Origin of the sequence: Kitasatospora sp. NPDC127035, from assembly GCF_042726075.1 — a bacterium.
In the GTDB taxonomy this organism is placed as follows: Bacteria; Actinomycetota; Actinomycetes; order Streptomycetales; family Streptomycetaceae; genus Kitasatospora.
On sequence record NZ_JBHXDN010000005.1, the window covers coordinates 74,736 to 99,034 of the forward strand.

22 protein-coding genes and 1 pseudogene are annotated in these 24,299 nt (G+C 73.6%); 12 read left to right on the top strand and 11 right to left on the bottom strand.

Annotated elements, in window-relative coordinates; genetic code table 11:
* The first annotated feature begins 227 nt into the window (after window positions 1–227).
* Together ACFWIC_RS04470 and ACFWIC_RS04475 are read left to right on the top strand one after the other, a co-directional pair.
* A complete protein-coding gene (locus ACFWIC_RS04470; protein WP_380515725.1) occupies window positions 228–1,499 on the top strand; it encodes a sensor histidine kinase in 1,272 nt (423 codons plus the stop codon).
* Window positions 1,496–2,182 carry a response regulator gene (locus ACFWIC_RS04475; RefSeq protein WP_380353757.1) on the top strand — a complete coding sequence of 229 codons (687 nt, stop codon included), beginning with the start codon at window positions 1,496–1,498 and terminating at the stop codon, window positions 2,180–2,182. The genes ACFWIC_RS04470 and ACFWIC_RS04475 overlap by 4 nt, the downstream gene beginning before the upstream one ends.
* 294 nt (window positions 2,183–2,476) lie before the next feature.
* On the opposite strand, the gene ACFWIC_RS04480 is transcribed toward ACFWIC_RS04475, so the two are convergent.
* Entirely contained in the window at window positions 2,477–2,626 is a 150-nt protein-coding gene (locus ACFWIC_RS04480; RefSeq protein WP_380515730.1) for a hypothetical protein, read from the bottom strand.
* 302 nt (window positions 2,627–2,928) lie between these two features.
* On the opposite strand from ACFWIC_RS04480, the gene ACFWIC_RS04485 reads away from it, so the two are divergent.
* The gene (locus ACFWIC_RS04485) at window positions 2,929–3,789 is read left to right on the top strand and encodes a pyridoxamine 5'-phosphate oxidase family protein (RefSeq protein ID WP_380515732.1); all 861 of its coding nucleotides are present in this window, start codon (window positions 2,929–2,931) and stop codon (window positions 3,787–3,789) included.
* 121 nt (window positions 3,790–3,910) lie between these two features.
* Window positions 3,911–4,171 (top strand): annotated as a pseudogene (locus ACFWIC_RS04490) (ATP-binding protein); the annotation flags it as partial.
* A gap of 301 nt (window positions 4,172–4,472) precedes the next feature.
* Here ACFWIC_RS04490 and ACFWIC_RS04495 read toward each other — a convergent pair.
* From ACFWIC_RS04495 to ACFWIC_RS04505, 3 genes are all read right to left on the bottom strand, one after another.
* Window positions 4,473–7,022: a collagenase gene (locus tag ACFWIC_RS04495; RefSeq protein ID WP_380515734.1), complete on the bottom strand. Its 2,550-nt coding sequence runs from the start codon at window positions 7,020–7,022 to the stop codon at window positions 4,473–4,475.
* 202 nt (window positions 7,023–7,224) lie between these two features.
* Window positions 7,225–7,596, bottom strand: a complete 372-nt coding sequence (locus ACFWIC_RS04500) for a DUF6924 domain-containing protein (protein ID WP_380515737.1) — start codon at window positions 7,594–7,596, stop codon at window positions 7,225–7,227.
* A 197-nt stretch (window positions 7,597–7,793) separates the two neighbouring features.
* Window positions 7,794–8,237, bottom strand: a complete 444-nt coding sequence (locus tag ACFWIC_RS04505) for a recombinase family protein (protein WP_380515740.1) — start codon at window positions 8,235–8,237, stop codon at window positions 7,794–7,796.
* A 669-nt stretch (window positions 8,238–8,906) separates the two neighbouring features.
* On the opposite strand from ACFWIC_RS04505, the gene ACFWIC_RS04510 reads away from it, so the two are divergent.
* Window positions 8,907–9,680, top strand: coding sequence for a maleylpyruvate isomerase family mycothiol-dependent enzyme (locus tag ACFWIC_RS04510; RefSeq protein WP_329952769.1), 774 nt, complete (start codon window positions 8,907–8,909; stop codon window positions 9,678–9,680).
* A 253-nt stretch (window positions 9,681–9,933) separates the two neighbouring features.
* On the opposite strand, the gene ACFWIC_RS04515 is transcribed toward ACFWIC_RS04510, so the two are convergent.
* From ACFWIC_RS04515 to ACFWIC_RS04525, 3 genes are all read right to left on the bottom strand, one after another.
* Window positions 9,934–10,551 carry a hypothetical protein gene (locus ACFWIC_RS04515; RefSeq protein ID WP_380353743.1) on the bottom strand — a complete coding sequence of 206 codons (618 nt, stop codon included), beginning with the start codon at window positions 10,549–10,551 and terminating at the stop codon, window positions 9,934–9,936.
* A gap of 177 nt (window positions 10,552–10,728) precedes the next feature.
* On the bottom strand, window positions 10,729–11,790 hold the full coding sequence (locus ACFWIC_RS04520) for a sheath polysaccharide-degrading enzyme (protein WP_380515743.1): 1,062 nt from the start codon (window positions 11,788–11,790) through the stop codon (window positions 10,729–10,731).
* 480 nt (window positions 11,791–12,270) lie between these two features.
* The gene (locus ACFWIC_RS04525; RefSeq protein ID WP_380515746.1) at window positions 12,271–13,122 is read right to left on the bottom strand and encodes a LysR family transcriptional regulator; all 852 of its coding nucleotides are present in this window, start codon (window positions 13,120–13,122) and stop codon (window positions 12,271–12,273) included.
* An 81-nt stretch (window positions 13,123–13,203) separates the two neighbouring features.
* Here ACFWIC_RS04525 and ACFWIC_RS04530 point away from each other — a divergent pair, with 81 nt between their 5' ends.
* The 3 genes from ACFWIC_RS04530 (at window position 13,204) to ACFWIC_RS04540 (ending at window position 14,785) form a co-directional block, all read left to right on the top strand.
* A complete protein-coding gene (locus ACFWIC_RS04530) occupies window positions 13,204–13,698 on the top strand; it encodes a cupin domain-containing protein (RefSeq protein WP_380515749.1) in 495 nt (164 codons plus the stop codon).
* A gap of 220 nt (window positions 13,699–13,918) precedes the next feature.
* Window positions 13,919–14,278, top strand: coding sequence for a DoxX family protein (locus ACFWIC_RS04535; RefSeq protein ID WP_329952774.1), 360 nt, complete (start codon window positions 13,919–13,921; stop codon window positions 14,276–14,278).
* 303 nt (window positions 14,279–14,581) lie between these two features.
* Window positions 14,582–14,785 (top strand): hypothetical protein, encoded by a 204-nt coding sequence (locus tag ACFWIC_RS04540; RefSeq protein WP_355403957.1) that lies wholly within the window; start codon window positions 14,582–14,584, stop codon window positions 14,783–14,785.
* A gap of 83 nt (window positions 14,786–14,868) precedes the next feature.
* Here ACFWIC_RS04540 and ACFWIC_RS04545 read toward each other — a convergent pair whose 3' ends face one another.
* Both ACFWIC_RS04545 and ACFWIC_RS04550 read right to left on the bottom strand, forming a co-directional pair.
* A complete protein-coding gene (locus ACFWIC_RS04545; protein WP_329952776.1) occupies window positions 14,869–16,086 on the bottom strand; it encodes an ROK family transcriptional regulator in 1,218 nt (405 codons plus the stop codon).
* A 172-nt stretch (window positions 16,087–16,258) separates the two neighbouring features.
* On the bottom strand, window positions 16,259–17,128 hold the full coding sequence (locus tag ACFWIC_RS04550) for an SDR family NAD(P)-dependent oxidoreductase (RefSeq protein WP_380515753.1): 870 nt from the start codon (window positions 17,126–17,128) through the stop codon (window positions 16,259–16,261).
* Between the two features lie 83 nt (window positions 17,129–17,211).
* On the opposite strand from ACFWIC_RS04550, the gene ACFWIC_RS04555 reads away from it, so the two are divergent.
* Both ACFWIC_RS04555 and ACFWIC_RS04560 read left to right on the top strand, forming a co-directional pair.
* Complete coding sequence (locus ACFWIC_RS04555; protein WP_329952778.1) at window positions 17,212–17,673, top strand: MarR family winged helix-turn-helix transcriptional regulator; 462 nt, start codon at window positions 17,212–17,214, stop codon at window positions 17,671–17,673.
* A gap of 132 nt (window positions 17,674–17,805) precedes the next feature.
* A complete protein-coding gene (locus tag ACFWIC_RS04560) occupies window positions 17,806–19,629 on the top strand; it encodes a SpoIIE family protein phosphatase (protein ID WP_380515757.1) in 1,824 nt (607 codons plus the stop codon).
* Window positions 19,630–19,764: 135 nt separating this feature from the next.
* On the opposite strand, the gene ACFWIC_RS04565 is transcribed toward ACFWIC_RS04560, so the two are convergent.
* Entirely contained in the window at window positions 19,765–20,973 is a 1,209-nt protein-coding gene (locus tag ACFWIC_RS04565) for an aminotransferase class I/II-fold pyridoxal phosphate-dependent enzyme (RefSeq protein ID WP_329952780.1), read from the bottom strand.
* A 179-nt stretch (window positions 20,974–21,152) separates the two neighbouring features.
* The gene (locus ACFWIC_RS04570; protein ID WP_380515760.1) at window positions 21,153–21,566 is read right to left on the bottom strand and encodes a hypothetical protein; all 414 of its coding nucleotides are present in this window, start codon (window positions 21,564–21,566) and stop codon (window positions 21,153–21,155) included.
* A gap of 302 nt (window positions 21,567–21,868) precedes the next feature.
* On the opposite strand from ACFWIC_RS04570, the gene ACFWIC_RS04575 reads away from it, so the two are divergent.
* A complete protein-coding gene (locus ACFWIC_RS04575) occupies window positions 21,869–23,182 on the top strand; it encodes a sensor histidine kinase (RefSeq protein ID WP_380515763.1) in 1,314 nt (437 codons plus the stop codon).
* Complete coding sequence (locus tag ACFWIC_RS04580) at window positions 23,179–24,006, top strand: response regulator (protein WP_380515766.1); 828 nt, start codon at window positions 23,179–23,181, stop codon at window positions 24,004–24,006. The genes ACFWIC_RS04575 and ACFWIC_RS04580 overlap by 4 nt, the downstream gene beginning before the upstream one ends.
* The last annotated feature ends 293 nt before the right edge of the window (window positions 24,007–24,299 follow it).

A 24,299-nucleotide genomic window follows, 5' to 3' on the forward strand; every position in this document is an offset into this window, starting at 1 on the left:
TGCCGGGGCCGGGCCCGCCGGGGCATCGGACCGGGGTCGACACCCGACCGGAGGGACTGTCACCCCTGGTCGTACGACCGTGGTCCGATGGCGGGGCCCGGTCGCCTGGATACGATCACCGCATGTCAGCGCCGCTCCCCCCGCCCCTGTCCACGTCCCCGGCATCGTCGCCGCCGTCGCCGTCGTCGCCGTCGCCGTCGCCGGGGACCGTGCCGCCGGCGAAACGCGTGCCGCCGGGTGTGTGGACGGCCCTGGCCTGGTGCCTCTCGCTGGTGTACCCCTTCGTGGTGGTCGGCGCGCGCCCGCACACCGTCCCGTCCGACCGGCCCGGCCTCCCCCCGGAGCTCCAGGGCTGGACCACCACCGTGCTCGCCACCCTGGTCGCGTTCGCCGCCGCCGCGCTGCTGCGACGGTGGCCACTGCTGTCCACGGGCCTCCTGCTCGCGGCCACCGTCGCGCAGACGGAGACCTGGCGCTCCGACGTGCAGCTGCCCCCGACGGCGCTGCTGGCGGTCGACGCCGCGCTCTGCCTGGTCGCGGCCACCCGGCCGCGTCGCACCTCGCGCGCCGTCTTCGCGTTGGTGCTGGGCGTGCTGGTCGCCCACCTGGGCATGATCAGCGAGCTCGGCGGCGGTCTGCTCAGCGGTACCGGCGTCGGCGCCTCGGACGGGGGCATCCTGGTCGCCGTCATCGCCTGGCTGGTCGGCCGGTCCGTGCGCCAGTCCCGGGAGCACGCCGAGACGTTGAGCGCCCGGGCGGCCGCCCAGGCCGCGACCGCCGAACGGCTGCGCATCGCCCGCGAGATGCACGACACGGTGGCGCACAGCATCGGCATCGTCGCACTGCAGGCCGGCGCGGCACGGCGGGTCATCGACACCCGGCCGGACCGGGCCCGCGAGGCCCTGGCCGAGATCGAGGCCGCGGGGCGGGAGACGCTCGCCGGCCTGCGCCGGATGCTCGGGGCGCTGCGCCAGGCCGACCGGGAGGACCACGCCGGCACGGACGCCTCCCGGGGCCCGGCTCCGCACGCGGGCACGGGCGCCGCCCCGGGCGCGGCCACGGTCACCGCCCCGCACGCGGGCGCCGAACCGACTCCGCCGCACCGGCCACCGGGCCTCGCCGGACTGGACCGGCTCACCTCCGCGACGACGGCCGCCGGCGTGCGGGTCGACGTCCACTGGCACGGCGAACGGCGCCCGCTCCCGCCGGAGGTCGACCTCGCCGCCTTCCGCATCATCCAGGAGTCGGTCACCAACGTGGTCCGCCACGCGGCCACCCCGTCCTGCCGGGTGTCCGTCGACTGCCGGAACGCGGACGAGGTGGCCGTCGAGATCACCGACGCCGGCCTCGGCCGCAGGAACACCTCCGGCAGCGGCTACGGCCTCGCCGGTCTGCGCGAGCGGGTCGCCCTGCTGAACGGCGAGTTCCACGCCGCGCCCCGGACGGGTGGCGGCTTCCGGGTCGCGGCCCGGTTGCCCGTGCCGGGAGGGGTGCGATGACCGTCCGCGTGGTGCTGGCCGACGACCAGCCGCTGGTCCGGGCCGCGTTGGAGATGGTCATCTCGGAGACCACCGACCTGGAGGTCGTCGGCGAGGCCGGAACCGGTGCCGAGGCGGTCCGGCTGGCCGGGGAACTGCGCCCCGACGTCGTGGTGATGGACATCCGCATGCCCGGCATGGACGGCATCGAGGCCACCCGTCTGGTCACCGCCGGCCCGGAACCGGCGCGCGTCGTGGTGCTCACCACCTTCGACGAGGACGAGTACGTCTACGCCTCCCTGCGGGCGGGGGCGTCCGGATTCCTCGTCAAGGACATGGCGTTGGACGACATCCTCGCCGCCGTCCGGGTGGTCGCCGCCGGGGACGCCCTGATCGCGCCGAGCGTCACCCGGCGCCTGATCGCCGAGTTCGCCGGCCGGCCCGAACCCGCCCCGGCGCCGGCCTCCGCAGCTGCGCCGGTGGCGGCGGCGCGACGGATCGGCGGCGTCACCGACCGGGAGCGGGAGATCCTCACCCTCGTCGGGCGCGGCCTGTCCAACGGCGAGATCGCCGGGGAGCTTGTCCTGTCGATGGCCACCGTCAAGACGTACGTGACACGGCTGCTCTCCAAGCTCGACGCGCGTGACCGCGTCCACCTGGTGATCCTGGCGTACGAGGCGGGGCTGGTCACACTGCCCCGCTGAGCCGGCCGCTCCCCGCCGGGCTTCCTTCCCGCCGGGCTTCCTTCCCACCCGCCTCCGCCGTGTCGACCGCACCTCCCGCGGCTCCCCAGGGTAGGAATGGCTCGCGGGGGCCGGAGCGGCGAGGCGGAGGACCACCGATGGCGACGGACGGGCAAATCGTACGGCAACTGCGCGACCTCCGGAGCGAGTTGGCTCCGGACGGTGAACCGCCCGCACTGGTGGCGGCGTTCGCGAACGTGTTCTCGGCTCATCGGAGCCGCCGGGCCGGCTCCCGGGGGCTCCGTGCGGATGTGTTCACCCCTTCCACAGGCCGGCGCCGTTGCCCTGCTTGAGTGTCTGCTGGGGGTCGTAGCCGGGGAAGGAGCGTTTGAAGAGCCAGCTGTAGAGCATCTCCCGGCAGATCTGCGGTTGGAACGCCGGGACCTGGTGTCCGGAGTCGGGCACGGCGACCTGCGTCACCTTGCCGTGGCGGCCCAGCCCCTGCGGGAGAGCCGCTCCGCGTCGGCCGAAGTCGGCAATCCGGATGAAGGTCCGGGAGCAGCAGCCGCGCGGCCACGGTGATCGTCTGCGTGGTGCTCCGGCTTGGGGAAGTGCTGGCCCGGCGGGGGCGATCCGGTACCGGTGCAGAACTGGGACCTTCCAGGGTCGGCTCCGGTCGGTGGCATTGCTGGTACCGCACGGTGAGTGGACCGCCCGCGGGTGTCCTACCGGATGAGCAGAGCCGTTCGGAGCGTGGGTTCGCCTAGGTGGGCGAGGAGTTGGTGGTCGGCCGACCAGCCGGCCTCCCCGTCTGCGTGACGGTCACCCATCTCGACGGCCTGATCCTCGGCCGCTCCGCCTTCCGTCACTCCGTCAACTACCGTTCCGTCGTCCCCCACGGGCTGGCACATCAGGCCACCGACGAGGACGAGCCGCGCCAGGCCCTGGAAGCGATCGTCAACCACGTCGCCCCGGGCCACGCCGCTGAACTACGTCGCGGTCCTGCGCCTCGACCCGACATGAAGGAGGCCGCCCCCGACCAGGAAGTCATCCTCACCGTCCACGAGCTCAAGCGCCTCGCGCGGAACGCGGCCGAGCTGATGACGCTCTCCGGCCAACTGCAGGCTGCCGGCGTCCAGCTCGAACTCCTCACCGGCCCGCTCACCGGCATCCACGACCCCAACGGCATGGGCGCCATGTTCTTCGCCGTGCTCGCCGCGGCCGCGCAGATCGAGCGGAACTACATCCGGGAGAAGACCCTCGAAGGCCAGGTGTCCGCCGCCTCCAAGGGCAACCACGGCGGCCAGCCCAAGGTCATCGACGACGACATGCTCACCTTCGCCCAGGCGCTCAAGGACAAGGGCGTCCCTGTCCCCGAGATCGCCAAGAAGCTCACCATCAAAAGCGGCAAGAACAAGGACCAGCACCCCTCGGCCGCCTCGGTGTCCGGGCCCCCGCCGAAGCCGAGGCGGCCGGCGCCGTCCCCGTCGACCATGAACCGCCCCTGCGGCCCGAGCGGGCGGGCCCGCATCCGGCGCCCCGACGAGCCACTGACCGCCGAGGAACTCGACCTCCGCGAACGCCTGATCGCCCAACGCGCTGAACTCAGTGAGCACGAGGGCACGTGAACTTGGATCAGAGACCGCACCCGTAGGCGCAGTCCCCTGACACAGGGTGACGATCGGCCGACAGCTACGGCGAATACGCGACCCCTGAACATGCGGGCCTACCAGCACCGAGGCCGTCGTCGAGGTCGCCGACACCTGCCCGGTCCTGGACCCGCGGGAGGTCCCCGCGCTCTTCGGACCGTTCCAAGGCGGCCGGCAGCGCAGCGACGACGGCTCCGGACTCGGCCTCGCCGTCGTCCGGGCGATCACCGGCACGGTCACCGCGACCCCGTACCGCGGCGGCGGCCTCACCGTCCGCGCGTCGAACTGCCCCGTCGCGGCCGCACCGCTCCCCCACCGCACGGCAGCACCCCGGCCCGGTGACCGACACCGTCAGCGGTGACCCGCGGGCGCGGGTCACCGCCGTATCACCCATTCCGCCGCAAGGCAGTACGCCACCGCCCGGACCCTCCCGGGCACTCGCGGGCCCATCGGTCCAGCCCCGTAGCAGACGGCGAGACAGCGAGGGGCGTTGAGGGCGGCAGCGTCGTCGCAGACCTCGGAGGCGTCGAAGACGGACGAGGCTGGCGGCGTGCCGGAGCGGGGCGCTCTCCCGGGCGGGGGCGTGCCCGTGCGGGCGGGGCCGCCGGTGCGCGAACGCCCCCGCCCGGTGTTGCGGCGGGTTGTTCACGCCGGTGTGCGGGTCAGTACTGGGTGGTGACGGTGACGCCGTTGAAGGCGGTCCTGCCGTAGAGGGTGATGTAGCGGTAGCCGGCGGTGGTGTTGGTGACGGTGATGCTCTGGGTGCCGGTGCTGTTGGTGGAGGAGGCGGTGTAGGCGGTGTTGGAGGCCCAGGTGTCGGTGTTGTAGTAGAGGTGGGCGGTGCCGGTGCCGCCGGTGGTGGTGACGTTGAGGGTCACGGTGCCGGCGGGCAGGTGGATGTACAGCTTGTCCTGCTCGCCCGCGGCGGCGGTCCGGCCGGTCCGGAAGCAGTTGCGGTCCATGGCCCGCGGGTCGGTCCCGGTGCAGGCGGTGGGGGCGGCGGGGGTGGTGACGGTGACGGGCCTGCTGGTGGTGGCGGTCTTCCCGTTGCTGTCGGTGACGGTCAGGGTGACGGTGTAGGTGCCGGGCCTGGTGTACGTCTTCCACGGGGCGGTGTCCGTGGAGGTGGTGCCGTCGCCGAGGTTCCAGGCGCGGGAGGTGATGGTGCCCTTGCCGCCGGTCACCGTGGAGCGGTCGGTCAGTTGCGCGGTCAGGCCGGTGGCGGTGCTGTCGAAGGCGGCGGCCGGCGTGCCGGCGCTCAGGCAGGTGTCGCTGGCGCAGAGGTCGAGCCAGGTGTTGAAGCCGGCGTCGTAGCGGGTGCCGATGGCGTTGTAGTAGGCGTACCCCTGGGCGTAGTTGCCGGTGCGGAAGTAGTGGAGCATGCCCTGGACGACGCTGGGGTACTTCTCGATCATGTGGCGGGCGGCCAGGTAGCCCCAGTGGTAGACGCGGACGACATCGCTGTTGAGGTAGGTGCTCTGGAGCAGGGTGCTGAGCGGGTAGGTGTGCTTGGGGGCCTGGGTCACCGCGTTGGTGTCGGTGAGGCCGCGGTAGGTGTAGGAGACGTACTCGGCGACGCCTTCGATCCACCACAGGTCGGGGACGCTGGTCTGCTGGGTGAAGCCGCCCTTGAGGTTGTAGCGGGCGTCCAGAACGTGGGCGTACTCGTGGTTGAGGTTCCAGATCCGGGCGGTGAAGCCGTTGTCGGTGGGGTGCCGGTACATGATGGTGACGGGCTGGTTGGCGGGGTCGCCGGGGTCGCCGGTGAGGGTGATGCCGCCGTTGTTGGTGTTGGCGCCGTAGATCGCACCGGCGTAGGTCTGGTAGTCCGCCCTGCCTGCGAAAACGGCTATCTGCACGGAGGACTCGTACTGGCCGGGTATGGGGCCGTTGTCGCGGACGAGGTTGTGGAAGAAGGCGTCCTCGCCCTTGAGGTCGGCGCAGACGGCGGCGAGGTCGGCCGGGGTGAGCTCCTGGGCCAGGATGCTCCGGGTGGCGTCGCAGGTGTGACGGACCGGCAGCGCGGCCGCGAGCAGCCGATCGTTCAGGTCGCAGATGCCGTAGGTGGAGCACTGGGCCGGGTCCAGGTAGTCGGCCATGCTCGCGGTGGCGACCCACAGGGGGGCGGTGGGGCCGGTGATCGAGGATCCGTCGAGGAGGGCCTTGACCAGCGGCCGCACCTTGGCCTGGAAGGCCGGGTACTTGACGAAGCGGGTGAGCACGCGGGCGGCGTTGGCGTCCAGGACCGCGTTGTCGGTGCCCAGCAGGTCGCGGTGCTCGCGGGCGAAGTCGTCGAGCGTGTCGATGAGGCTCGGGTCCGCGGTGACGGCGGCGAGGAAGTCCGGGTTGTTGTCGTGGCCCCGGTCCAGCGGGGTGAAGACGCTGTTGACGAGGGTGACCATGTTCCTGGAGCTGTCGTACGAGCGGTCGTAGGCGTTCAGCACCTGCTGGTAGGTGCTGAGGTAGCGGGCCTGCAGCCCGGCGCTGTCGGTGAGGACGACGACGTCGTTCGCGACCTCGCCGTTCGCGTCGGTGACGTCGGTGAAGTGCGGGCCGGCGACGAACGCGTCGATGCCGCGCGCGACGGCGTCGGTGAGCGACCTGTCGAAGCCCGGGATGCGCTGGGGGTCGTTGGACTGCACGTAGTAGCCCGCGCGCAGGAACAGGACGAGCTGCCACAGGCTCGTCGAGTTGTCCCCGGGGTAGTCGGCGGCGGCGTCCCGGAAGGCGTCGGCGACCGTCGCCATCCGGCTCTGGCGGAACACGGCCGAGGCCTCGGAGCCGGAGGTGTAGAACAGCGAGCCGATGCACGTGGGCGTCGACGCCTTGACGTAGGAGACGAGTGCGGCACCGGAGCGGGCGGCGAAGTCGGCCGGGGTGCAGGACTGGGCGGCCGGCGGGGCCGCGGACAGTGCCCGCGGCGAGGCCGTGGCCGAGGCGGTTCCGGAGGAAGCGGACCCGGGTGGGACGGGCAGGCCGAGCGGCGGGAGCTGCTCGGGCGTCAGTCGGCGGCTCTGCGGTGCGCTGTGCTCCGAGGGGTCCGCCGCGGCGGTGTCGGTGGGCGGCAGGAGGCTGCCCGGGGCCTGCTGGGCGCGGGGGGCGGTCCCCGCGGTGGGGGTGGCGGCCAGGCTGGGGCCGGCCGCCAGGCCGAGGAGAGTGGTGCCGGCCGCGATCGCGGCGAGCAGTCTGGGCATGCGTGAGGGCAGGCGCAACGTCGTTCCTTAGTGGGGGGAAGGCAGACGGGCGCGCGGCAGGCGGGGGATGGGGGAGGCGGCCGGGGCGCGTCGAACGCATGCTCTCACGGTGCCTGACATGCCATCAATAGGGCGTGACATGTCACATGTCTTATAAAAAGGCGGATCCTGGCTCGGCGTCGGCGGCAACCAGCCGCCCTGGCCTGCCGGCCGGTCCGGCTCAGAAGCCTCTGAGCACCCCGCCCTGGTCGACGGCGCGGGCGAAATCCTCGAAGTCCATGTTCGCGATCGACAGGTTGTTCTCGATGCCCCAGAACTCCGCGGCGACAACCCGGATGAAGCGCCCCGGCCCACCCCACAGGTCCACGACGACGAGCGGCAGCTCGGCCGAGCCGAGCGCCACCGTGTCGCCAGGACGAGCAGCGGGTGCCGGTAGTCGCCCGGCAGCAGCTTCCTCGCCCCGGCACAGCGACCGGGTCGGCTCGCCTGGGCCGTCGCACCCGCGACTCTGCGGCCTTCCCCTCACGCTCACGATCTGCCATCCGAGATAGAACGGGCTCCTGAGGATTTTGCCGACGGTGCTGACCCGCACGGGGCCCCATGTGCGCCCGTCCATCCGTCAGCTGTCACTCCCAGCGTGATCCGCCGCTGCGATTTCCCCTGCGTCGCCTCGTCGTGGATACGCTCGATCATGGGCCAGCGCTTGCTGCCCTTCAGCTTGCCCTTCTTCGTGACCTTCAGCCCATCAGGCGGCGTGCCCAGCCACTTTCCGGCGTCCCGATCAACCGCTTAGGCGTCTCCGACCTTCTCCGGCACCAGTCGGCTGTACTCACGAGCCTGCTCCGCCTCGGCAACGATGCGCATGCGGTCAGCGGGGACCTCGCTATCCAGCCGGTTGAGGTAGAAGTACAGCCTCTTCCCCGGCCTGTCGAGGACCTTCAACACGTCCCCCCCCTGACGGCTGTACCGCGAGGAGTCGTAGACCCACAAGCAGTCCGGCTCGCCGTCGAGAAGTGCCTGTAACGCCTCGTCGAAATCCGGACGCTTGACCCCGGCCTTGTAAGCAGACAGGTTCTCGCGGAAGACGCGGCGGATCGTGTAACCGTTCCGCTTGCCCCAGGCCCGCCCCTGGCTCTCCTGCGACTTCAACGACAGGATGTCTCGCGTGGTGGTTCCCCGGACCACCTGGGACTTCCGAAGGAGAAGATCCAGGTACTTCACCTTGCTCGCCACGGCCCCACACTCCGATCAGCAGAGCGCGTCGGCACCCAGAGGTGGACACCTGACTACGCGTTCTGGGGCCGATACTGCGCAGCCCTCGCCGAGGCGCTCCGCCGCCACCACGGTTTCGAGGACGAGGCCTGCGCGTTCTTCGACTTCTTCGGCCGGCCGGCCACCGGGCTGGAACGGGCCGCCGCCGAGGCGATCGGAGCGGCAGGGCTGACGGCGCCGGAGACGGACGCCGCACGCGAGTACGGCCGGCTCCTGCAAGCGTACGAACAGCTCTTCTGGAACACGCTCGCCGAGCTGCCCGGCGGCTGGTTGGACGAGCGTAAGGTCTGACAACGATTCCCTTCAGTCCCCCTCGGGCGTCCCCGTGTTCGGATCCGCCGACGTCTCCGCCGCGCCGGACCTGGCCCGGCTCAAGGCACGGATCCGCTCCACGGCCACGGCCACGGCCTGGCCCCGGCCTCGGCCTCGGCCTCGGCCTCGGAGGAGTAGATGCCGAGCAGCTGACGTCGTCCCCGTCCTGCTCGTCGAACGCAGTGGTCGAAGTCACCGTCGGCGAGCGGTGCGCGGCGTTTCAGGACGGCTTCGGCCCCGGCGCTCCGCCCGGCCGTCGACGCGTTCGTCGGACAAATTCGCTACCTGGCGGCCGGAGCGCCGTGATACACAACCGGGGTGCAAAACACTTTGGAGTTCCCCGAGGTCCTGCGGCTGATCGAAGACCGTTCGGCCGCGTTCCGCGCCGCGATCGCGTCCGCCCCCGACCTCGACGTCCAGGTCCCGGCCTGCCCGGACTGGACGCTGCGCGAACTGGCGCAGCACCTCGGCGACGGTCGCCGCCGCCAGGCCGCCATCGTCGCGGCGGGCCCGGGCGCCGCGCCCCCGGCGAAGACGGACCCGAAGGGCGCCCCGACCGCGCCCCGCGACCGCGAAGCCCTGGACGCCTGGCTCGCCGAGTCGACCGGGCTCATGCTCGACGCGATGCGCGAGGCCGGCCCGGACCGCGGCTGCTGGACCTGGTGGGGCCGCTCGCAGGCCCCGGAGACCAGCGGAGCCCTGGCCCGGCACCAGATCCAGGAGATCGCCGTCCACACCTACGACGTCCAGCTCACCCAGGGGGCCGCGCAGCCGCTGCCGACGGACGTCGCGGTCGAGGGCGTCGACGAGTTCCTGACGACCGTTTCGGCGACGACCGTCCCCTGGCCGTTCAAGCCGGCGACCATCGACCTGCACGCGACCGAGGGCCGCTCCTGGCGCCTGACCCTCAACGCCGACGGCGTCCACTGCGACGACCTCGCCGCCGACGCGGAGCCGGGCGACCTGGCGATCCGGGGCGCAGCCAGCGAACTGGTCCTCTACTTCTACGCGCGCATCCCGCTCGACGGCCTGGAGATCACGGGCGACACCGAGCCGATGGACCAGCTCGCGGAGTGGGACCCGAACGCGTAGGACGCGCACTTGTGACGCCTCTGTCGGTCGTGCGCGCGCTCCTGCGGGCGCCGCCGGAACCGGAGTTGCGACCGTCGCGCGGCTGCGGGCAGGCTGCGGGCCGCCGTGGACGAAGGCCACGCCGCAGGTGCGCTGCAGGTCGTCGGGAGCCGGTCGGGCCGTCCCCGCTCGGCCCGGTTCCTGCGACGGTGGGCCGGACACCGCGCGGGCCGCACTCTGCGTTCGAGTGCGGCCCGCGCGGGGTGCCGTCCGGTCAGACCTGCCAGTGCGGCTTTCCGCTGACCATCCGGCAGGTGATCACCCGGCCACCGGCCTCGTGGGTGCTCTTGCCCAGGTCGTCGTTGCGGCAGAACTGGCCCGCCTTGTAGCAGTTGCCCGCGTTGGAGCGGATCTCGCAGTCCCCGGCCGCAGCCGCCTTGGTCTCGGGGGCCTTCGGCTCGGCGACCGGCGGCTCCGGGTCGGTGGGCGGCTGGGCCGTGGTCACCTTGGGCTGCGGCGCCGCCTTGGTGGGCGTCGGCTGTGCCTTGGGCGTCACCGGTGCGGCGGGCTGGACCGGCTTGGTGGGCTGGGTCTGCGGCGCGGGCGGCTGCGCGACCGCGGGGGGCGGCACCGCGACGTCCGTGGTCGGCGCGGCGGTCGGCGCCGGCGGGGTCGTCGGCTGGACGGGCGCGGCCGCGGGCGTGTTCGGCGGGACCACCGGTTCGGGCGCGGTCGCGGGGACGGTGGCAGCCGCGGTGGCGGACGTCGTGGCGGCCGAGGTGACGGTGTCCGCCGTCGTGGGGTCACAACCGGTCAGTGCGAGACCGACGGTGAAGACGAGTCCGGCGACGGCGGCCAGGCCGCGACGACCGCCGCGCATCCGTGAAGGCATGGACGTGAACGCTCCGTTCCACTTGAAAGAGGATCGTGAGTCAATCAGCTCTTCCACCGGACATGTCCATCGTTCAAGCACTTGTGAGCAGATCGAGATCTGGCGATCACGGAGAGTCGATCATCGGGCAGATTCGATCACATTCAGCCCTACTTCTGTCACGCCCCGGCCCGCCGATCAGGGCGTGACGGGAATGTTCGTCAAGCCGGCAGTCGCCCGCGTGACGGTGTTGGACGCGTACACCACGTTGGGGCGTCCGGAGCAGGCGGACACGGAGGTGATCCGGATCGCGTACGCGCCGACACCGCCGAGGTCCGAGGTATTGCTGCGCCAGACGTTCCCGCAGCCGTTCGGGAAGGACGGCGTGGTGGCCGGATTGTGCGTCTCGTAACCGTTGGCGAAGGTCCCCGGCGAGGAGAACGTGCCCTTGTTGCCCTCGATCAGATAGCCGCTGCCCTTGACGTCGACCCACGAGTCGGCGGAGTTCTGGCCGCTGATGCCGCGTCCGTCGAACGTGTTGCCCCTGATCGTGCCGCCCGAGGTGCCCTCCTTCACGTCGACCCCCTCGGCCGTGACGTACGGCCCGATGCGGTTGCCCTCCACCAGCACCCGGTCCGAGCGGTCCGCGCCGTTGCTGTTGCCGTGGCAGCCCCAGTTGGAGTTCGCCGAACCGAGGTAGACGCCTTCGCCGTACTCGGGCTGGACCCGGCCGGTGTACTCGACGACCGCGTTGCGGAGCACCCCGTCGGCGGAGGAGCGGCGGAAGTGCACGCCCTCGTCGTCGATGTGGTGCACGTACAGGCCGTCGATCACCACGTGCGGCGAACCGTCCAGCACCACGCCCTTCTTGGAGTCCTTCACGGTGAAGCCGGTGAGGTTCCAGTACGACGCGCCGTACAGCCAGAGCCCGTAGCCGGAGTCCCAGCCGGAGGTGGGCGCCGGGCAGGAGGGGGCGGAGCCGGAGGGGCCGTCGTTGACCAGGACGGCGGTGCGCGGCCCGGTGAGCGTGACGGGCTTGTCGGCGGTGCCCGGCCGCTGGGCGACGAAGGCGCCCCGGTACTCACCGGGGGCGAGCCGGATCGTCTGCCCGGGCACGGCCTCCGCCAGCGCGGCCTTCAACTGGGCCGCGGTGGAGACGTCGACGGTCTGTGCGGCGGGGGCCGCGAAGGCCGCCGCCGGAACGGCGGGCACGAGCAGGGCCGCCGCCGCGGCGGCGAGGAGAGCGAAGCGGGGGAACACGCGACCTCCGGTGGAGTCGTCGACGAAGGATCAAGTAAAGCTCCCTAACTTCCTTCCCCGCACCGCCCGCCCTCACGCCGCCCCCGCGCCCGCATCCCGCCGAGACACCCGGCCGAGCCCCTCGACCGACCCCGAACCAGAACTCGGCAAGTACGGTCTGGTGGCGGGCCCCGCGCACACGCGCACGCTCGGCAGGGCCGTGTCCGAGCTCTCCGAGAGGCACTACCGATGCACCCGAGTGCTGCCCGACTGTCCGGGATCCTGCCACCGCACGCCGGAGCCGGCGATCCCGTCGACCGGGACGAGGCGGCCCGCAGGTAGGGCACTCCCTTCCCGGCGGACCACCGGGACTTCGTCTCCGTCTACGGTGGCGGGTCGATCAACAACTCGCTCTCCGTCGGGCTGCCGCCGGAGGTTGTTCGCACGGCTGTCGGCGCCCCGTGCCGGCTCCCTCGGCGAAGAACGAGGCACGGTCGGCGCTCAGCGGCGGAACGCTGCTGTGGCGATCTCGATGAATGATCGGATCAACGGGCTGGTCTCCCCTCTGTTGCACACCACCACCACCCGGCTCGGCGCCATGTCGATCAGCGGCACCACGGTCAACTCTGCGGGCAGGTCGTGTCCGAGCGGCGCCAGGCCGACAGTGCCGTTCCACAGCACCGCGTGCAGGCACTCCTGGACGGCGCGCACGACTGGTCCCTCACGCGGCCTGCCGCCGTTCCAGTACTCCTGCCAGATGTGGTCGGTGCCCTGCGGGAACTGGAACCAGCGGCGGTCGCGCAGCTCGGCCAGCCGCAGCCGGTCGCGGCGGGCCAGCGGGTCGTCGGCGCGCAGCACGACGCCGACCGGATCGGCCCGCAGCGTACGCACCGTCAGGGCGGTCTCGTCGAACGGCGCCCGGGTGAGGGCGACGTCGACCAGTCCGGCGCGCAGTCCGCACGTCGGGTCGGTCAGATCGGTGTCGCGGATGCGGATGTCCAGGCCGGGGTGGTTTCGGCGGTACGCCTCAGCCAGCCTGGCCACTCCCGGGTCCGTGCCGTCGCCCAGGATGCCGACGGTGATGGTCTCGGCGCCGGCTGCCGCGCTCACGCGTACCCGGACGCGGTCGGCGTGGTCGAGCAGGGCTCGCGCCTCGTCGAGCAGCACCGCGCCCACCGGAGTGAGCGTGACGCCGGTGGTCGAGCGGGCGAGGAGCAGAGCCCCGACCTCGGCCTCCAGTTGCTTGATCGCGCGGCTCAGCGGCGGCTGGCTCATGTGCAGCCGGGTGGCGGCCCGGCCGAAGTGAAGTTCCTCGGCGACCGCCACGAAGTAGCGCAAGGTCCGTAGCTCCACGCTGCAACGATACCCACCAGGTATCGGTGCCGCGGAACGGGTCTTGGACACCGGCGGGCTCCCGGCGGTGCACTCGTGAACATGACCGAAGAAGCGAAGGGCACCGAACCGCAGGCCGACCCCGTCATCTCGGTGGTGGGTCCCCTGGACGGCGAGACGATCGTTCTGGGTACCACGCGCATGCGCGTTCTGGAGGACGGCAGCCACACCGGCCACCGCCTCGCGATCGCCGAGTCCGTCCTCGCCCCGCACACGCAGGGCCCGCCGCAGCACCGCCACGGCCGACACGACGAGGGCTTCTACGTGCTGTCCGGCAACGTGCGGTTCACCGTCGGGGAGGAGGACTACGACGCCGCCGCGGCCACGCTCGTGATGGTTCCGCCCGGCACCCCGCACACCTTCGCCAACCTGACGGACCAACCCGCTGTCATGCTCAGCACCTTCACGCCCGACCTGTACGTGCAGTACTTCCGAGACCTTCAGGAGTCGCTCGCCGACGGCCGGCCGCTGACGCCGCAGGCCAACGTCGACGCGATGAGTCGCTACGCGACACAGCCCGCCACCGACCCCGTCTGAACCCGACGGGACGGAGCCGCCCAGCCGCCCCCTCCGGCCGGCGGGGCCGTAGCGCGACCGCCTCTCGTGTCCAACCCCTCGGACGACGGACCGCCCGCTCCAGGGCTTCCCTGGCAATCGAAGCAACCGAAGCAATCGGACCATTCGACGTGATCGACGTGAACGACGAGAACGCCGCAATCGACAGACCCCCGCGAACCGGGGGCCATGAACGGGAACCATGAACATCGCCTACTGGATCGTCGCGGGACTGCTCGCGCTCTTCTACTTCTACGCGGGCACGCTGAAGGTGATCCGCAGCCGCGATCGACTCCGCCCGATGATGGCCTGGGTCGACCGCACGCCCTTGCCGGCCCTGCGGGCGCTGGGGACGATCGAGGTACTGGGCGCGACCGGTCTGGTCCTGCCACCGCTGACCGGCACCGCTCCCTGGCTGGCGCCGGCCGCGGCCATCGGCTTCGTACTCCTGCAGACCGGTGCGATCGCCGTTCACCTGACGGGCGGAGACCGCCGGATCACACTCAACGTCGGACTCGTCGTCACCGCGGCCGTGACCGCCTGGTTGGCAGCCGGCCCGTGATCGTGGATCGGTCGCCCCCGACCTGCGGAGACGAGCCACCGCGCAAGGGCGAGCGACCGCGCGAAGACGAGCGCCGCGCGCCGGCCAGGTGGCTCCGCCGGAACCGCGCAGCGCGCCACCGCGTCCGTCGTGGGCATGAGCGAAAGCCCCGCAGGACGGACCGCCCGGGCGGGCCCCAGGGCCGGGGGCTGCACCGGATGCCTTCTCGCCGGCCTCGGCGCGACGACCGGGGCCCTCGTGTGGGCACCGCGGGCCGCCCTCCGTGTCGACGGCGGATTCGAGGGTCATGCCCGTGATCTGGGCGTGCTCCTCGTCGATCTGCCACTCATCGTGCTCGGCGGCGTCCTGGTTCCGCTCCTCGTCCGGGCGCTGGTCGCGAGGTGGGTGCCCCGTCCCTGGCTCGCGGCGCTCGCGGCCGTGGCCGTGCTCGCGCTCGCGGCGTGGGGACTCGCCGAGTGGTACGCCCCCCGCCACCGGCCGGACCCCGGCTACGGCCCCGGGATCTGACCACCCGAGGTTCCGGTGGCCAGGTCGCCGCCCGGGTGCGGCGATCCGGCCGACGGCGCGTCCGGCCGCCGCCCGACCGACGGTCAGTCGACCGGGGCGGAGCGGCGTTCGAAGACCTCGGGGCGGGCGATGTCCAGCGCCGTGGCGACGGCGCCCAGCAGGACGGCCTCGTCGCCGAGCAGGCTCGGGGCGAGCGCCGGACGCATCACCGTGAGCCCGCGGAGAGCGTGCTCCAACGGTTCGAGCAGGAGGTCGGCGCTGGCGCCGACGCCGCCACCGAGGACGACCAGATCGGGGTCGAGGACCGCCGACAACACGGCGGTCGCGTAGGCGAGTTGCCCGGCGGCGCGGCGGACGGCGACAGCGGCGGCCGGGTCGCCGCCCCGGGCCGCCTCGAACACCTGCCGCGCCGTGAGCGGCCCCGGCATGCCCAGGTCCAGTGCCGTGCGCACGATCGCGTCGGCGGCCGTCGCCTCCTCGATCGTGCCGCCCGGCTCGCCGTCCGGCCCCGGCGGCAGGGGGACGAGGCCGACCTCGCCGAGGGCACCGTGCGCTCCCGTGAGCGGTTCGCCGTCCTTGACCACCCCCACCCCGAGCCCGGTACCGACCAGCAGGTAGGCGAACATCCGGCTGCCGCTCCCGCGGCCCGCCCCCAGGGTGTACTCGCCTAGGGCGGCGAGGTTCGCGTCGTTGCCCACGGTGATCCCGGTCTCCAGACCGGCGGCTATCCGGTCGAACAGCCCGGGTCTGCCCCAGTCGGGCAGGCTGGTGGCGTACCGCACGCCGCGCTGCTCCTCGTCCCAGACTCCGGGTGTGCCGATCACCGCGTGGACGATCTCCCCCGCCGTCAGGCCCGCCTCGGTCGTGGTCTCCCGGGCCGCCGCCACGACCGCGTCGGCCACCGCGTCGGCGGTGCGGCCCCTGTTGGGCACGTCGCGCCGGGCCACGATCGTGCCGGCGAGGTCGGCGACCGCCACCCGCAGCCGGGCCCGGCCGATGTCGACGCCGAGCACGTACCCGGCCGTCGGGTCCGGTTCGTACAGGACGGCGGTGCGACCGCGCTCGGGGACGTAGCGGCCCGCCTCCCGGGCGAGCCCGGCCGCTTCCAGCGTGGCGAGCGCGGTCGAGACGGTGGGCTTGGAGAGGCCGGTGTCACGGGCGAGCTGGGCCCGCGAGGACGGGCCGCCGGTGCGCAGCAGTTCCAGCAGCAGCCACTCGTTGTTGCTGCGCAGCCGCTGCCGGTTCCACGGCTGCGGCTGCGTCCCGGCCACCGGAACGGCGGTCGGTGGGTGGCTGTTCATCGGATCATCCTCCGGTCCGGACGCTGCGCGGAGCACCCGGTCGGCGCCCCGGCCTGGGCACCGCCCAGTATGACCGGTCGTCAACCCCCTCACCGGCGGGTTTTCCCCCGGCGGGCCGGGCACCGGAGGGCCGGGGGCCGTCCGTCCAGGAACCGTCCGCCCGGGTCGGGACTCAGCCGACCCAACTGCCGGTGAGCCGCTGGACGGCCGAGCCGTCGAGGTCGGCGAGCTTGGCGCCGACGAAGGCACGGGCCCGCTCGGAGGTCTGCACCCGGAAGGGCGGCCGTTCGGCGGTGAGCGCCTCGACGACGGTCGCGGCGGCCTCCTCCGAGCTCTGGGCCTGGCCGAAGGCCGCGAGGGTGCGCTCGGCGTACGACTGCAGGGCGGGGGCGTACGGGCCGGCTGCGGTCAGCAGGGCGGGCAGGTCGATGGCCTGGCTGGCGACGAACTCGCTGGCCACCGCGCCGGGTTCGACCACGGTGACGTGGACGCCGACGGTCGCGGCGACCGGGGCGAGGGATTCCATGAAGCCCTCGACGGCGAACTTGGCGGCGCAGTACGCCTCGTTGAAGGGCTGGCCGACCACGCCGCCGACGCTGGTGACGGTGACCACCCGGCCGCCGCTCGCCCGCAGGTGCGGCAGGGCGGCGCGGGTGACCTCGACGACGCCGAAGAAGTTGACCTCCATCGCCGCCCGGACGGGGTCGAGGCCGTCCTGCTCGACGGTGCCGACGCGGCCGGCGCCCGCGTTGTTGACCACGGCGTCGAGTCGGCCGTACCGGGCGATCAGCGCGTCCAGGCACGCGGCGACGGATCCGGGCTCCGTGACGTCGAGCCGGGCGACCTCGACCCGGTCGGCGACCCCGGCGTCGGCGGCGGCGGCCGTCAGCGCGCCGGAGCGGCCGGTGTCCCGCATGGTCGCGACGACGCGGTAGCCGGCGCGGGCCGCCCCCACCGCGGCGGCGAGACCGATGCCGGAGGACGTGCCGGTGATCAGGACGGTGCGGTCGGCGGTCGCCGGGCCGGTCGTCGGAGTGGCCATCGAAACTCCCTGGAGTTTGTGTGCGTGCACACACACCATAGCAGGATGCGTGCACGCACACGCACACCGGTAGAGTGGCCGGCATGGCGCGCACCGACCTCACCCTGGGAGACCTCACCGCCCGCGACCACGCCTTCTACGGCCTGGTCTGGGCCGGCACCACCCTGAGCACCCTCGTCGACCAGGCCCTCACCCGGGCCCACGACCTGCCGCTCTCCTGGTTCGAGGTGATGCTCTGGCTGCACGCCCAGGACACCCCGGTCGCCGCCTCCGACCTCGGCGCCAAGACCCTGCTCAGCCGCAGCCAGGTCTCCCGGGTCGCCGACTCGCTCCAGGCCCGCGCTCTCGTCGAGCGCGTCCCCTCCCCCACCGACGCCCGCTCGGTGCGGATCGCCCTCACGCCGGAGGGCCGCTCGCTCTTCGCCGCCGCCGACGCCACCCGCCGCACCGCACTCGCCGAGGCCTTCGACGACCGGCTGGACGACGCCGACATCGCCGCCCTGGAAGCCGTCTGGGCCAAGCTCAAGCAGCCGCCGACCGCCTGAGCCCGCGGCGGGCCCCGGAGCCGGCCGCGCCTCCGCGGCAGCGGTCGCGGCCTCCTACAACACCCACCCCCGATCGGTCAAGGATCGACCGACCCGTGGGCGTGCCGCGCCCGGGCGGGTGATCATGGGGGCATGCGGTTCCGGAACGGCGGCGGAGGAGAGGGCGCCACACCCGCAGGCGCGGACGCCACGGCGTTCGCGGCAGCGGCGGCGGCCTTCGCCGGGAGCGGCGGCGACCTCACCGAAGGTGACATGCCCGACCTGCTCCGTGACCTCCTGGCGGTGCTGCCGGCGGGCGTGGCGATCCTGGACGAACACCTGCGCTGGCAGTACCTCAACGCGGCGTTCGCCACCGCCACCGGGCTGCGCCGGGCCGACCTGCTCGGCCGGCCGGTCGATTCGACGTCGTTCGGGGGCGCGGCGGGCACGCTGCGCCGGATCGTCGCCGACGGCCGGGACCGCGAGCACACCACCGGCAGCCCGGAGGGCCCGGGCGCCCCCGTACCGCCGGGGCTCCGCGTGCGCTACCGGGCGTTGTCGGCCGCCGGGCACGTCACGGGCGTGGTCGTCGTCGTCCTGGACGACCCCGACCCCGTGCAGGAACTGCGGCGCGACCTGGCGCAGACCCGCACCAGGCTGGCGCTGCTGGACGCCGCCGCCGAGCGGATCGGCACCACCCTCGACGTCGACACCACGTGCGCCGAACTGGCCGCCTTCGCCGTGCCCCGACTCGCCGATCTGGTCACCGTCGACCTCCTGCCGACGGAGACCGCCGTCCACGGCCACGGCGCGTCCGGGCTGCGACTGCGCCGCGCCGCCGTCGGCTGCGCGGACCGGCTGCGCGGCGCGGTCGCCGGCCTCGCCCACCCGGGCGAGTCCGTCCGCCACCGGGACGGCTCGGCCGCCTCCCGCGCCCTCGCCTCCGGCGTAGCGGTCCTGGTCGGGCCGCGCTCCCCCGAGGAGCTGGCCGACGCCGCACCCGACCCGGCGAGCCTCGCCGCGTACCGGGCCGCCGGGGTGACGTCGGTCCTCGTCGTCCCGCTGACCGCGCGCGGCCGGCTGGTCGGGCTGATGACCCTGGCCCGGGCCGGCACGGCCGGCACCGGTGACGCCACGGCGCCGACCGCACCCCCGACCGCCCCCGTCTTCACCACGGACGAGGCCGTCCTCGTCGGCGACCTCGCCGCCCGGGCCGCCACCGGCATCGACAACGCCCGCCGGTACAGCCACTCGCAGGGCATCGCGCTCGACCTCCAGCGCGCCCTTCTGAGCGAGCCCGGCCACCCGCACCAGAACCTGGAACTCGCCTCCCGCTACCTGCCGTCCGGCACCAGCTCGGTGGTCGGCGGCGACTGGTACGAGACGGTCCGGCTGCCGTTCGGCCGGACCCTGCTGGTGATGGGCGACGTGATGGGCCACGGCGTCGAGGCCGCCGTCGACATGAGCAACTACCGCTCCACGCTGCGCGACGTGGCGGGCACGGACCTGCCGCCGCACCGGATCCTGCGCCAGCTCGACACCGTCATCGCCGCCAACGAGTCCGCCCGCCCCGCCACCTGCCTGCTCGCGCTGGCCGACCCCGGCCGGCGCCGCTGGACCTTCTCCAGTGCGGGCCACCTGCCGCCGGCCCTGATCGCTCCGGACCGGCCGACCGAACTGCTGCGGATCCCGACCGGTCCACCGCTCGGGACCGGCGTCGGCGGCTACGAACAGGTCGGCCGGGAGCTCCTGCCCGACGAGACCCTCCTGCTCTACACGGACGGCCTGGTGGAGCGGCGCGGCGAGGACATCGACGCCTCGCTCGCCCGGCTCGCCGCACTACGGCTCCCCACCGCCGGGGACCTGGACGACCTGCTGGACGCGGTGCTGCACGCGCTCGGCCCCTACTCCCCCGGCGCCGGCCCGGCCGAGGACGACGTCGCCGTCCTGGCCGCGCGGCCCCGGGCCCGGCCGTGACCCCGCTCCAGGGGTGTGCCCGGCCGGACCCCGCGCCGCTTCACCCACCGCCCCGTCCGCCGCCCCTCCCGCCGCCCCTCCCGCCGCCCCTCCCATCGTCCCGACCGCCGCGCCGGGCCCGGCCGGTGGCGGACCTCAGAGCTTGGCCAGCGCCTGCTCCAGGTCGGCCCAGAGGTCCTCGGGGTGCTCGATGCCGACGGCCACCCGGACGGTGCCCGGGCTGATCCCCGCGGCGGCCAGCTCGGCGTCGTCGAGCTGGCGGTGCGAGGTGCTCGCCGGGTGCATGACCAGCGTGTGCACCCCGCCGAGCGACGGCGCGAGCGCCGCCAGCCGGACCGACTCGGTGAAGGTGCGGGCGGCGTCCCGTCCACCGGCCAGGTCGAAGGCCAGCACCCCGCCGCCGAGCACGCCGCCCTGTCCGTCGGGCAGCAGCCGGCGGGCGAGCTCGTGGTCGGGGTGGGCGGGCAGGCCCGGGTAGTGGACGGTGGTGACGGCCGGGTGCGCGGCGAGCCGGCCGGCCAGGTCGGACGCCGTCTCGCAGTGCCGGCGCAGCCGCAGACCGAGGGTCTGCATCCCGCGCAGCGTCAGCCAGGCGGCGAACGGGTCGAGGGAGGAGCCCAGTTCGATCGCGTGCTGCCAGACCCGCCGGTGCAGCTCGGCGTCGGCGAAGACCGCGACACCGGCCAGTACGTCGGAGTGACCGCCCAGGTACTTGGTGGCCGAGTGCACCACGATGTCGGCGCCGTGCTCGATCGGCCGGCAGATCAGCGGGGTCGCGAAGGTGTTGTCCACCACGCTCAGCACGCCCGCCTCCCGGGCGACGCCGATCAGCGCGGGAAGGTCGGTGACCCGCGTGGTCGGGTTGGAGACGGTCTCCAGGTGCAGCAGCCGGGTGGTGGGCCGCAGGGCGGCGCGTACCTCCTCCGGGTCGTCGCCCCCGACGTGGGTGACCTCCACACCCCAGCGCTCCGCCAGGTCGGCGAGCGTGGCGAACGTGCCGCCGTACAGGCTCCGCTGGGCGATCACGTGGTCGCCGGAGCGGAGCAGCGCAAGCAGCACGGTGTTGATCACGCCCATCCCGGAGGCGGTGGCCAGCGCGCCGGCACCGCCTTCCAGGTCGGCCACCGCGTTCTCCAACGAGCGGACCGTCGGGTTGCCGTAGCGGTTGTAGAGGAAGGCCTGACCGGGGCCGGTGAACGCGTGCGCCAGCGCGTCGCTGTCGGGGAAGGCGAAGACGTGGCCCTGGTGCAGCGGCACCCCCAGCGGCCGGCTGCCGGTCACCTCCTCGACGGGCGGGTGGACGATCCGGCTCTCGGGGTGCAGCGCGTGGTGGAAGTCGCTCATGCCGCCCATCCTCACCGGGCGGGCACGGGCCCGGCCAGGGCCAATTCGACCCCGGTGGCCCGAAACGGCGGCGGCGCGAAACGGTGGCGGGCCGAAACGGCCGCGGTCCGTACGGTCGCGGGCCGGACCGGGGTCGTCCCCGGCCGGCCCGCCGCCGGTGGTGCGGGCGCTACGGCCCGTCAGCGGCGGCGACCGAGGATGCGCTTGGCGGCGTAGACGATCGCGACGACGAGCAGGACGAAGAAGAGGATCACCAGGATGACCACCACCAGCAGGAACTTGCCCAGCTTGGCGAAGAAACCTTTCTTCTTCTCCTTCTCGGCCGCCACCGGACCCGCCTGCGACACCCCGGCCGCGCGAACCGTCCGGTCCCCCTGGTCCGCCGGATCCGTCCGCGCCGCCCGATCCGTCAGGGTCACGTGCGTCGACTGCGGCAGCCGGTCCGATCCGGCAGCCGGGTCCGTCACCGACGCCACCGGCGCGGAGCTCCGGGGCGCGGCCTCCGCCGTGCCGGCGGCCAGGGCGGTCGGTCCGGCGGCGGCGACGAGCGCCACCAGGAATCCGGCGGTCCAACGGGCGATCCGGTGCGTCATCGTGCTCCTCGATCCAGGCGCGGGAGCGTCACGTCGTCGACCCACGGGCCGCCCCCTCGACAAACTTCTACAGGCGTGTAGAAATATAATCGACACGGTTCGGACGGCCACCCCCGCCCCCTCCGACTCCGACCCCGACTCCGACGGTCGGTCGGGACACGATCCCGATCCCCGAGGTCGCGGTCGCGGTCGCACACCGCCGGACGGCGGGAGGTCGGGACGACAGGCCCCGGGAGGGTGGGAGAGAGCGCTCCCCCGATCGGGGGAGGTCCCCTGTGAGCTGCGCGGCCATACTGACGACCATGATCAAAGGACTCCGGCCGCTCCTGCGCGGCTCCACGTACTCGGGTGTGCTGTTCGCCTACTGCGGCGCGCTGGCGAGCCTCCCCCTGCTGCCCTTCGCGATCCTGCCGGCGCTGGCCTGGCCGTCCGCGCCCTTCGGCGTGCAGGCCGCTCTCTGCCTGCTGGTCTGGGCGGTCCTGGTCGGTGCCGTCGGGCTGCTCCGCACCACGCGGCGGGCGCTGATCGCGGGTGCCCGCCGGCTCCTGAAGGTGCCGTTGCCCGATCCCGTGGCCGCCCCCCGGCCCGCGAGCCCGGCCGGCACCGCGCCGACGTCCGCCGCACAGCCCTCTCCCGCACCGGCCCCCGCCGCACCGTCGCGGGCCGACCGCTGGCGGACTCCGGCCTGGCTGCTGCTGCACGTCACGCTGGGGTGGACGGGCGGCCTGGCGAGCACCGTGCTGGTCGCCGCCGCCGTGGCCATGCCGGAGAACTGGACCGGCACCGACGCGAAGCTGACGCTGTTCGACCGGTCGATACGCGTGACGGGTGTCTGGAGCTGGGTGCTGGCGGCCGTCTGCCTGCTCCTGGCGGCGGTCGTGTGCGGGGCCGTGACGAGCGCTCTGCGGTGGTCGGCGCCGAGGCTGCTCGGTCCGTCGTCGGCCGAGCGACTCGCCCTGGCGGCCGAGCGCGAACTTCGACTCGCCGAACGCAACCGACTGGCCCACGAGTTGCACGACTCGATCGGGCACACCCTGACGGCCGCCACCGTCCAGGCGGCGGTGGCGGGCGAGGTACTGGCCGCGGACCCGGTGGCGGCGCGGGCCGCCATGCGCAGCATCGAGGAGTCGACCCGGGCCGCCCTGGAGGACCTGGACTACGTGCTGGGCGTGCTGCGCGAGGAGAAGGCGGGCACCGCGCCGACCCGGACCCTGGCCGACCTGCCCGAGCTCCTGGACCGGATCCGGCACGCCGGCGCCCTGGTGGAGCCGGAGCTGTCCGGCGAGCTGACGCAGGTGCAGGGGACGCTCTCCCGGGCGGCGTACCGGATCCTCCAGGAGGGTCTGACGAACGCGTTGCGGCACGGGACCGGCGGCCCGATCGAGGTCCGGGTGGCGGCCGCTCCGGACGGCCTGGAGCTCAGCGTGGTCAACCGGACCGCCGTGGGGACCGGGGCCGGCAGCGGCCGGAGCCCGGGCTCCTTCCCCACCTCCGGACACGGCCTGCCGGGACTGGCCGAGCGCGTTCGGCTGCTGCACGGTGAGATCGAGGCCGGCCCGGACGGTCCGCAGCACTGGCGGCTGGCGGTCCGGCTGCCGGTACGGTTGTCCGCATGATCGGCTCCGACGCGAGCGCGGCCGGCCCGACCGGCCCCGCCCCACACCCGGCCGGGGCGGCCGACGCGGGCCACGGCACCGCCTCCCCCTCCTCCACTACCGGAGCCACCGGAACCACCGGCCCGGCCGGCCCCACCGACACCGCCGTCACTGCCGTCACCGCCGTCACCGCCGTCACGCTCCTGATCGCGGACGACGACGAGGTGACCCGCAGCGGACTGCGCACGCTGCTGTCGGTACAACCGGGGATCTCGGTGATCGGGGAGGCCGCCGACGGCGTCGAGGTGGTCGAGCTGGCGCAGCGGCTGCGGCCGGACGTGGTCCTGATGGACGTGCGGATGCCCCGCCGCAACGGGATCGACGCCACCCGGCAGCTGCTCGCCGAGTCGGCCGAACCCCCGAAGGTCGTGGTGATCACCACCTTCGAGAACGACGACTACGTCACTGCCGCGCTCAGTGCGGGCGCCAGCGGCTTCGTGCTCAAGCGGCTCCCGGTGCGGCAGATCGCCGAAGCGGTGCGGGTCGTGGCGGCGGGCGAGGCGATCCTCTTCCCGGCGGCGCTGCGCCGGATGGTCGCCGCGCGCCCGCTGGACTCCTCCGAGGCGCTGCCCGGGGCGGCGCTGACCGGCCGGGAGGAGGAGGTGCTGCGGTCGATGGCCACGGGCCTGTCCAACCCGGAGATCGCCGACTCGCTCACGGTGAGCCTGGAGACGGTCAAGACCCACGTCGGGAACGTGCTGAGCAAGCTCGGCGCCCAGAACCGCACCCACGCGGTGGTGATCGCGTACGAGTCCGGCCTGGTCGTCCCGCGCTTCGCCGGCTGAGACGTCCGGCCGCGGACCGCAGACCGACGACCGGCCGCCGTCACCGACACCGCGCCGCCCCGACGCGCGGCCACGGTGGTCAACCGGCCGCGTGACGTGCATGATGCGGATCTGCCCGTTCGACCAGGAGCCACGGCCCGCCCGATACCGTCGGAGCGTCGGCCGACGCGCGCGGCACACCGGCCCCTGGAGAACGGGGACGGGGCGCGCGCAACGGTAGGGGAACCGATGGTCGGCGAGGACGTACGGGACGACGACGGCACCGGGTCGGCGGGACTGCCGGAGATCGCGGC

Excerpts from the sequence above, each read along its gene's own strand:
- ACFWIC_RS04545 (WP_329952776.1), bottom strand. The coding sequence starts at position 16,086 with ATGAACAGCCACCCACCGACCGCCGTTCCGGTGGCCGGGACGCAGCCG.
- ACFWIC_RS04515 (WP_380353743.1), bottom strand. The coding sequence starts at position 10,551 with ATGCCTTCACGGATGCGCGGCGGTCGTCGCGGCCTGGCCGCCGTCGCC.
- ACFWIC_RS04575 (WP_380515763.1), top strand. The coding sequence starts at position 21,869 with ATGATCAAAGGACTCCGGCCGCTCCTGCGCGGCTCCACGTACTCGGGT.
- ACFWIC_RS04555 (WP_329952778.1), top strand. The coding sequence starts at position 17,212 with ATGGCGCGCACCGACCTCACCCTGGGAGACCTCACCGCCCGCGACCAC.
- ACFWIC_RS04475 (WP_380353757.1), top strand. The coding sequence starts at position 1,496 with ATGACCGTCCGCGTGGTGCTGGCCGACGACCAGCCGCTGGTCCGGGCC.
- ACFWIC_RS04530 (WP_380515749.1), top strand. The coding sequence starts at position 13,204 with ATGACCGAAGAAGCGAAGGGCACCGAACCGCAGGCCGACCCCGTCATC.
- ACFWIC_RS04580 (WP_380515766.1), top strand. The coding sequence starts at position 23,179 with ATGATCGGCTCCGACGCGAGCGCGGCCGGCCCGACCGGCCCCGCCCCA.
- ACFWIC_RS04550 (WP_380515753.1), bottom strand. The coding sequence starts at position 17,128 with ATGGCCACTCCGACGACCGGCCCGGCGACCGCCGACCGCACCGTCCTG.
- ACFWIC_RS04560 (WP_380515757.1), top strand. The coding sequence starts at position 17,806 with ATGCGGTTCCGGAACGGCGGCGGAGGAGAGGGCGCCACACCCGCAGGC.
- ACFWIC_RS04535 (WP_329952774.1), top strand. The coding sequence starts at position 13,919 with ATGAACATCGCCTACTGGATCGTCGCGGGACTGCTCGCGCTCTTCTAC.
- ACFWIC_RS04570 (WP_380515760.1), bottom strand. The coding sequence starts at position 21,566 with ATGACGCACCGGATCGCCCGTTGGACCGCCGGATTCCTGGTGGCGCTC.
- ACFWIC_RS04565 (WP_329952780.1), bottom strand. The coding sequence starts at position 20,973 with ATGAGCGACTTCCACCACGCGCTGCACCCCGAGAGCCGGATCGTCCAC.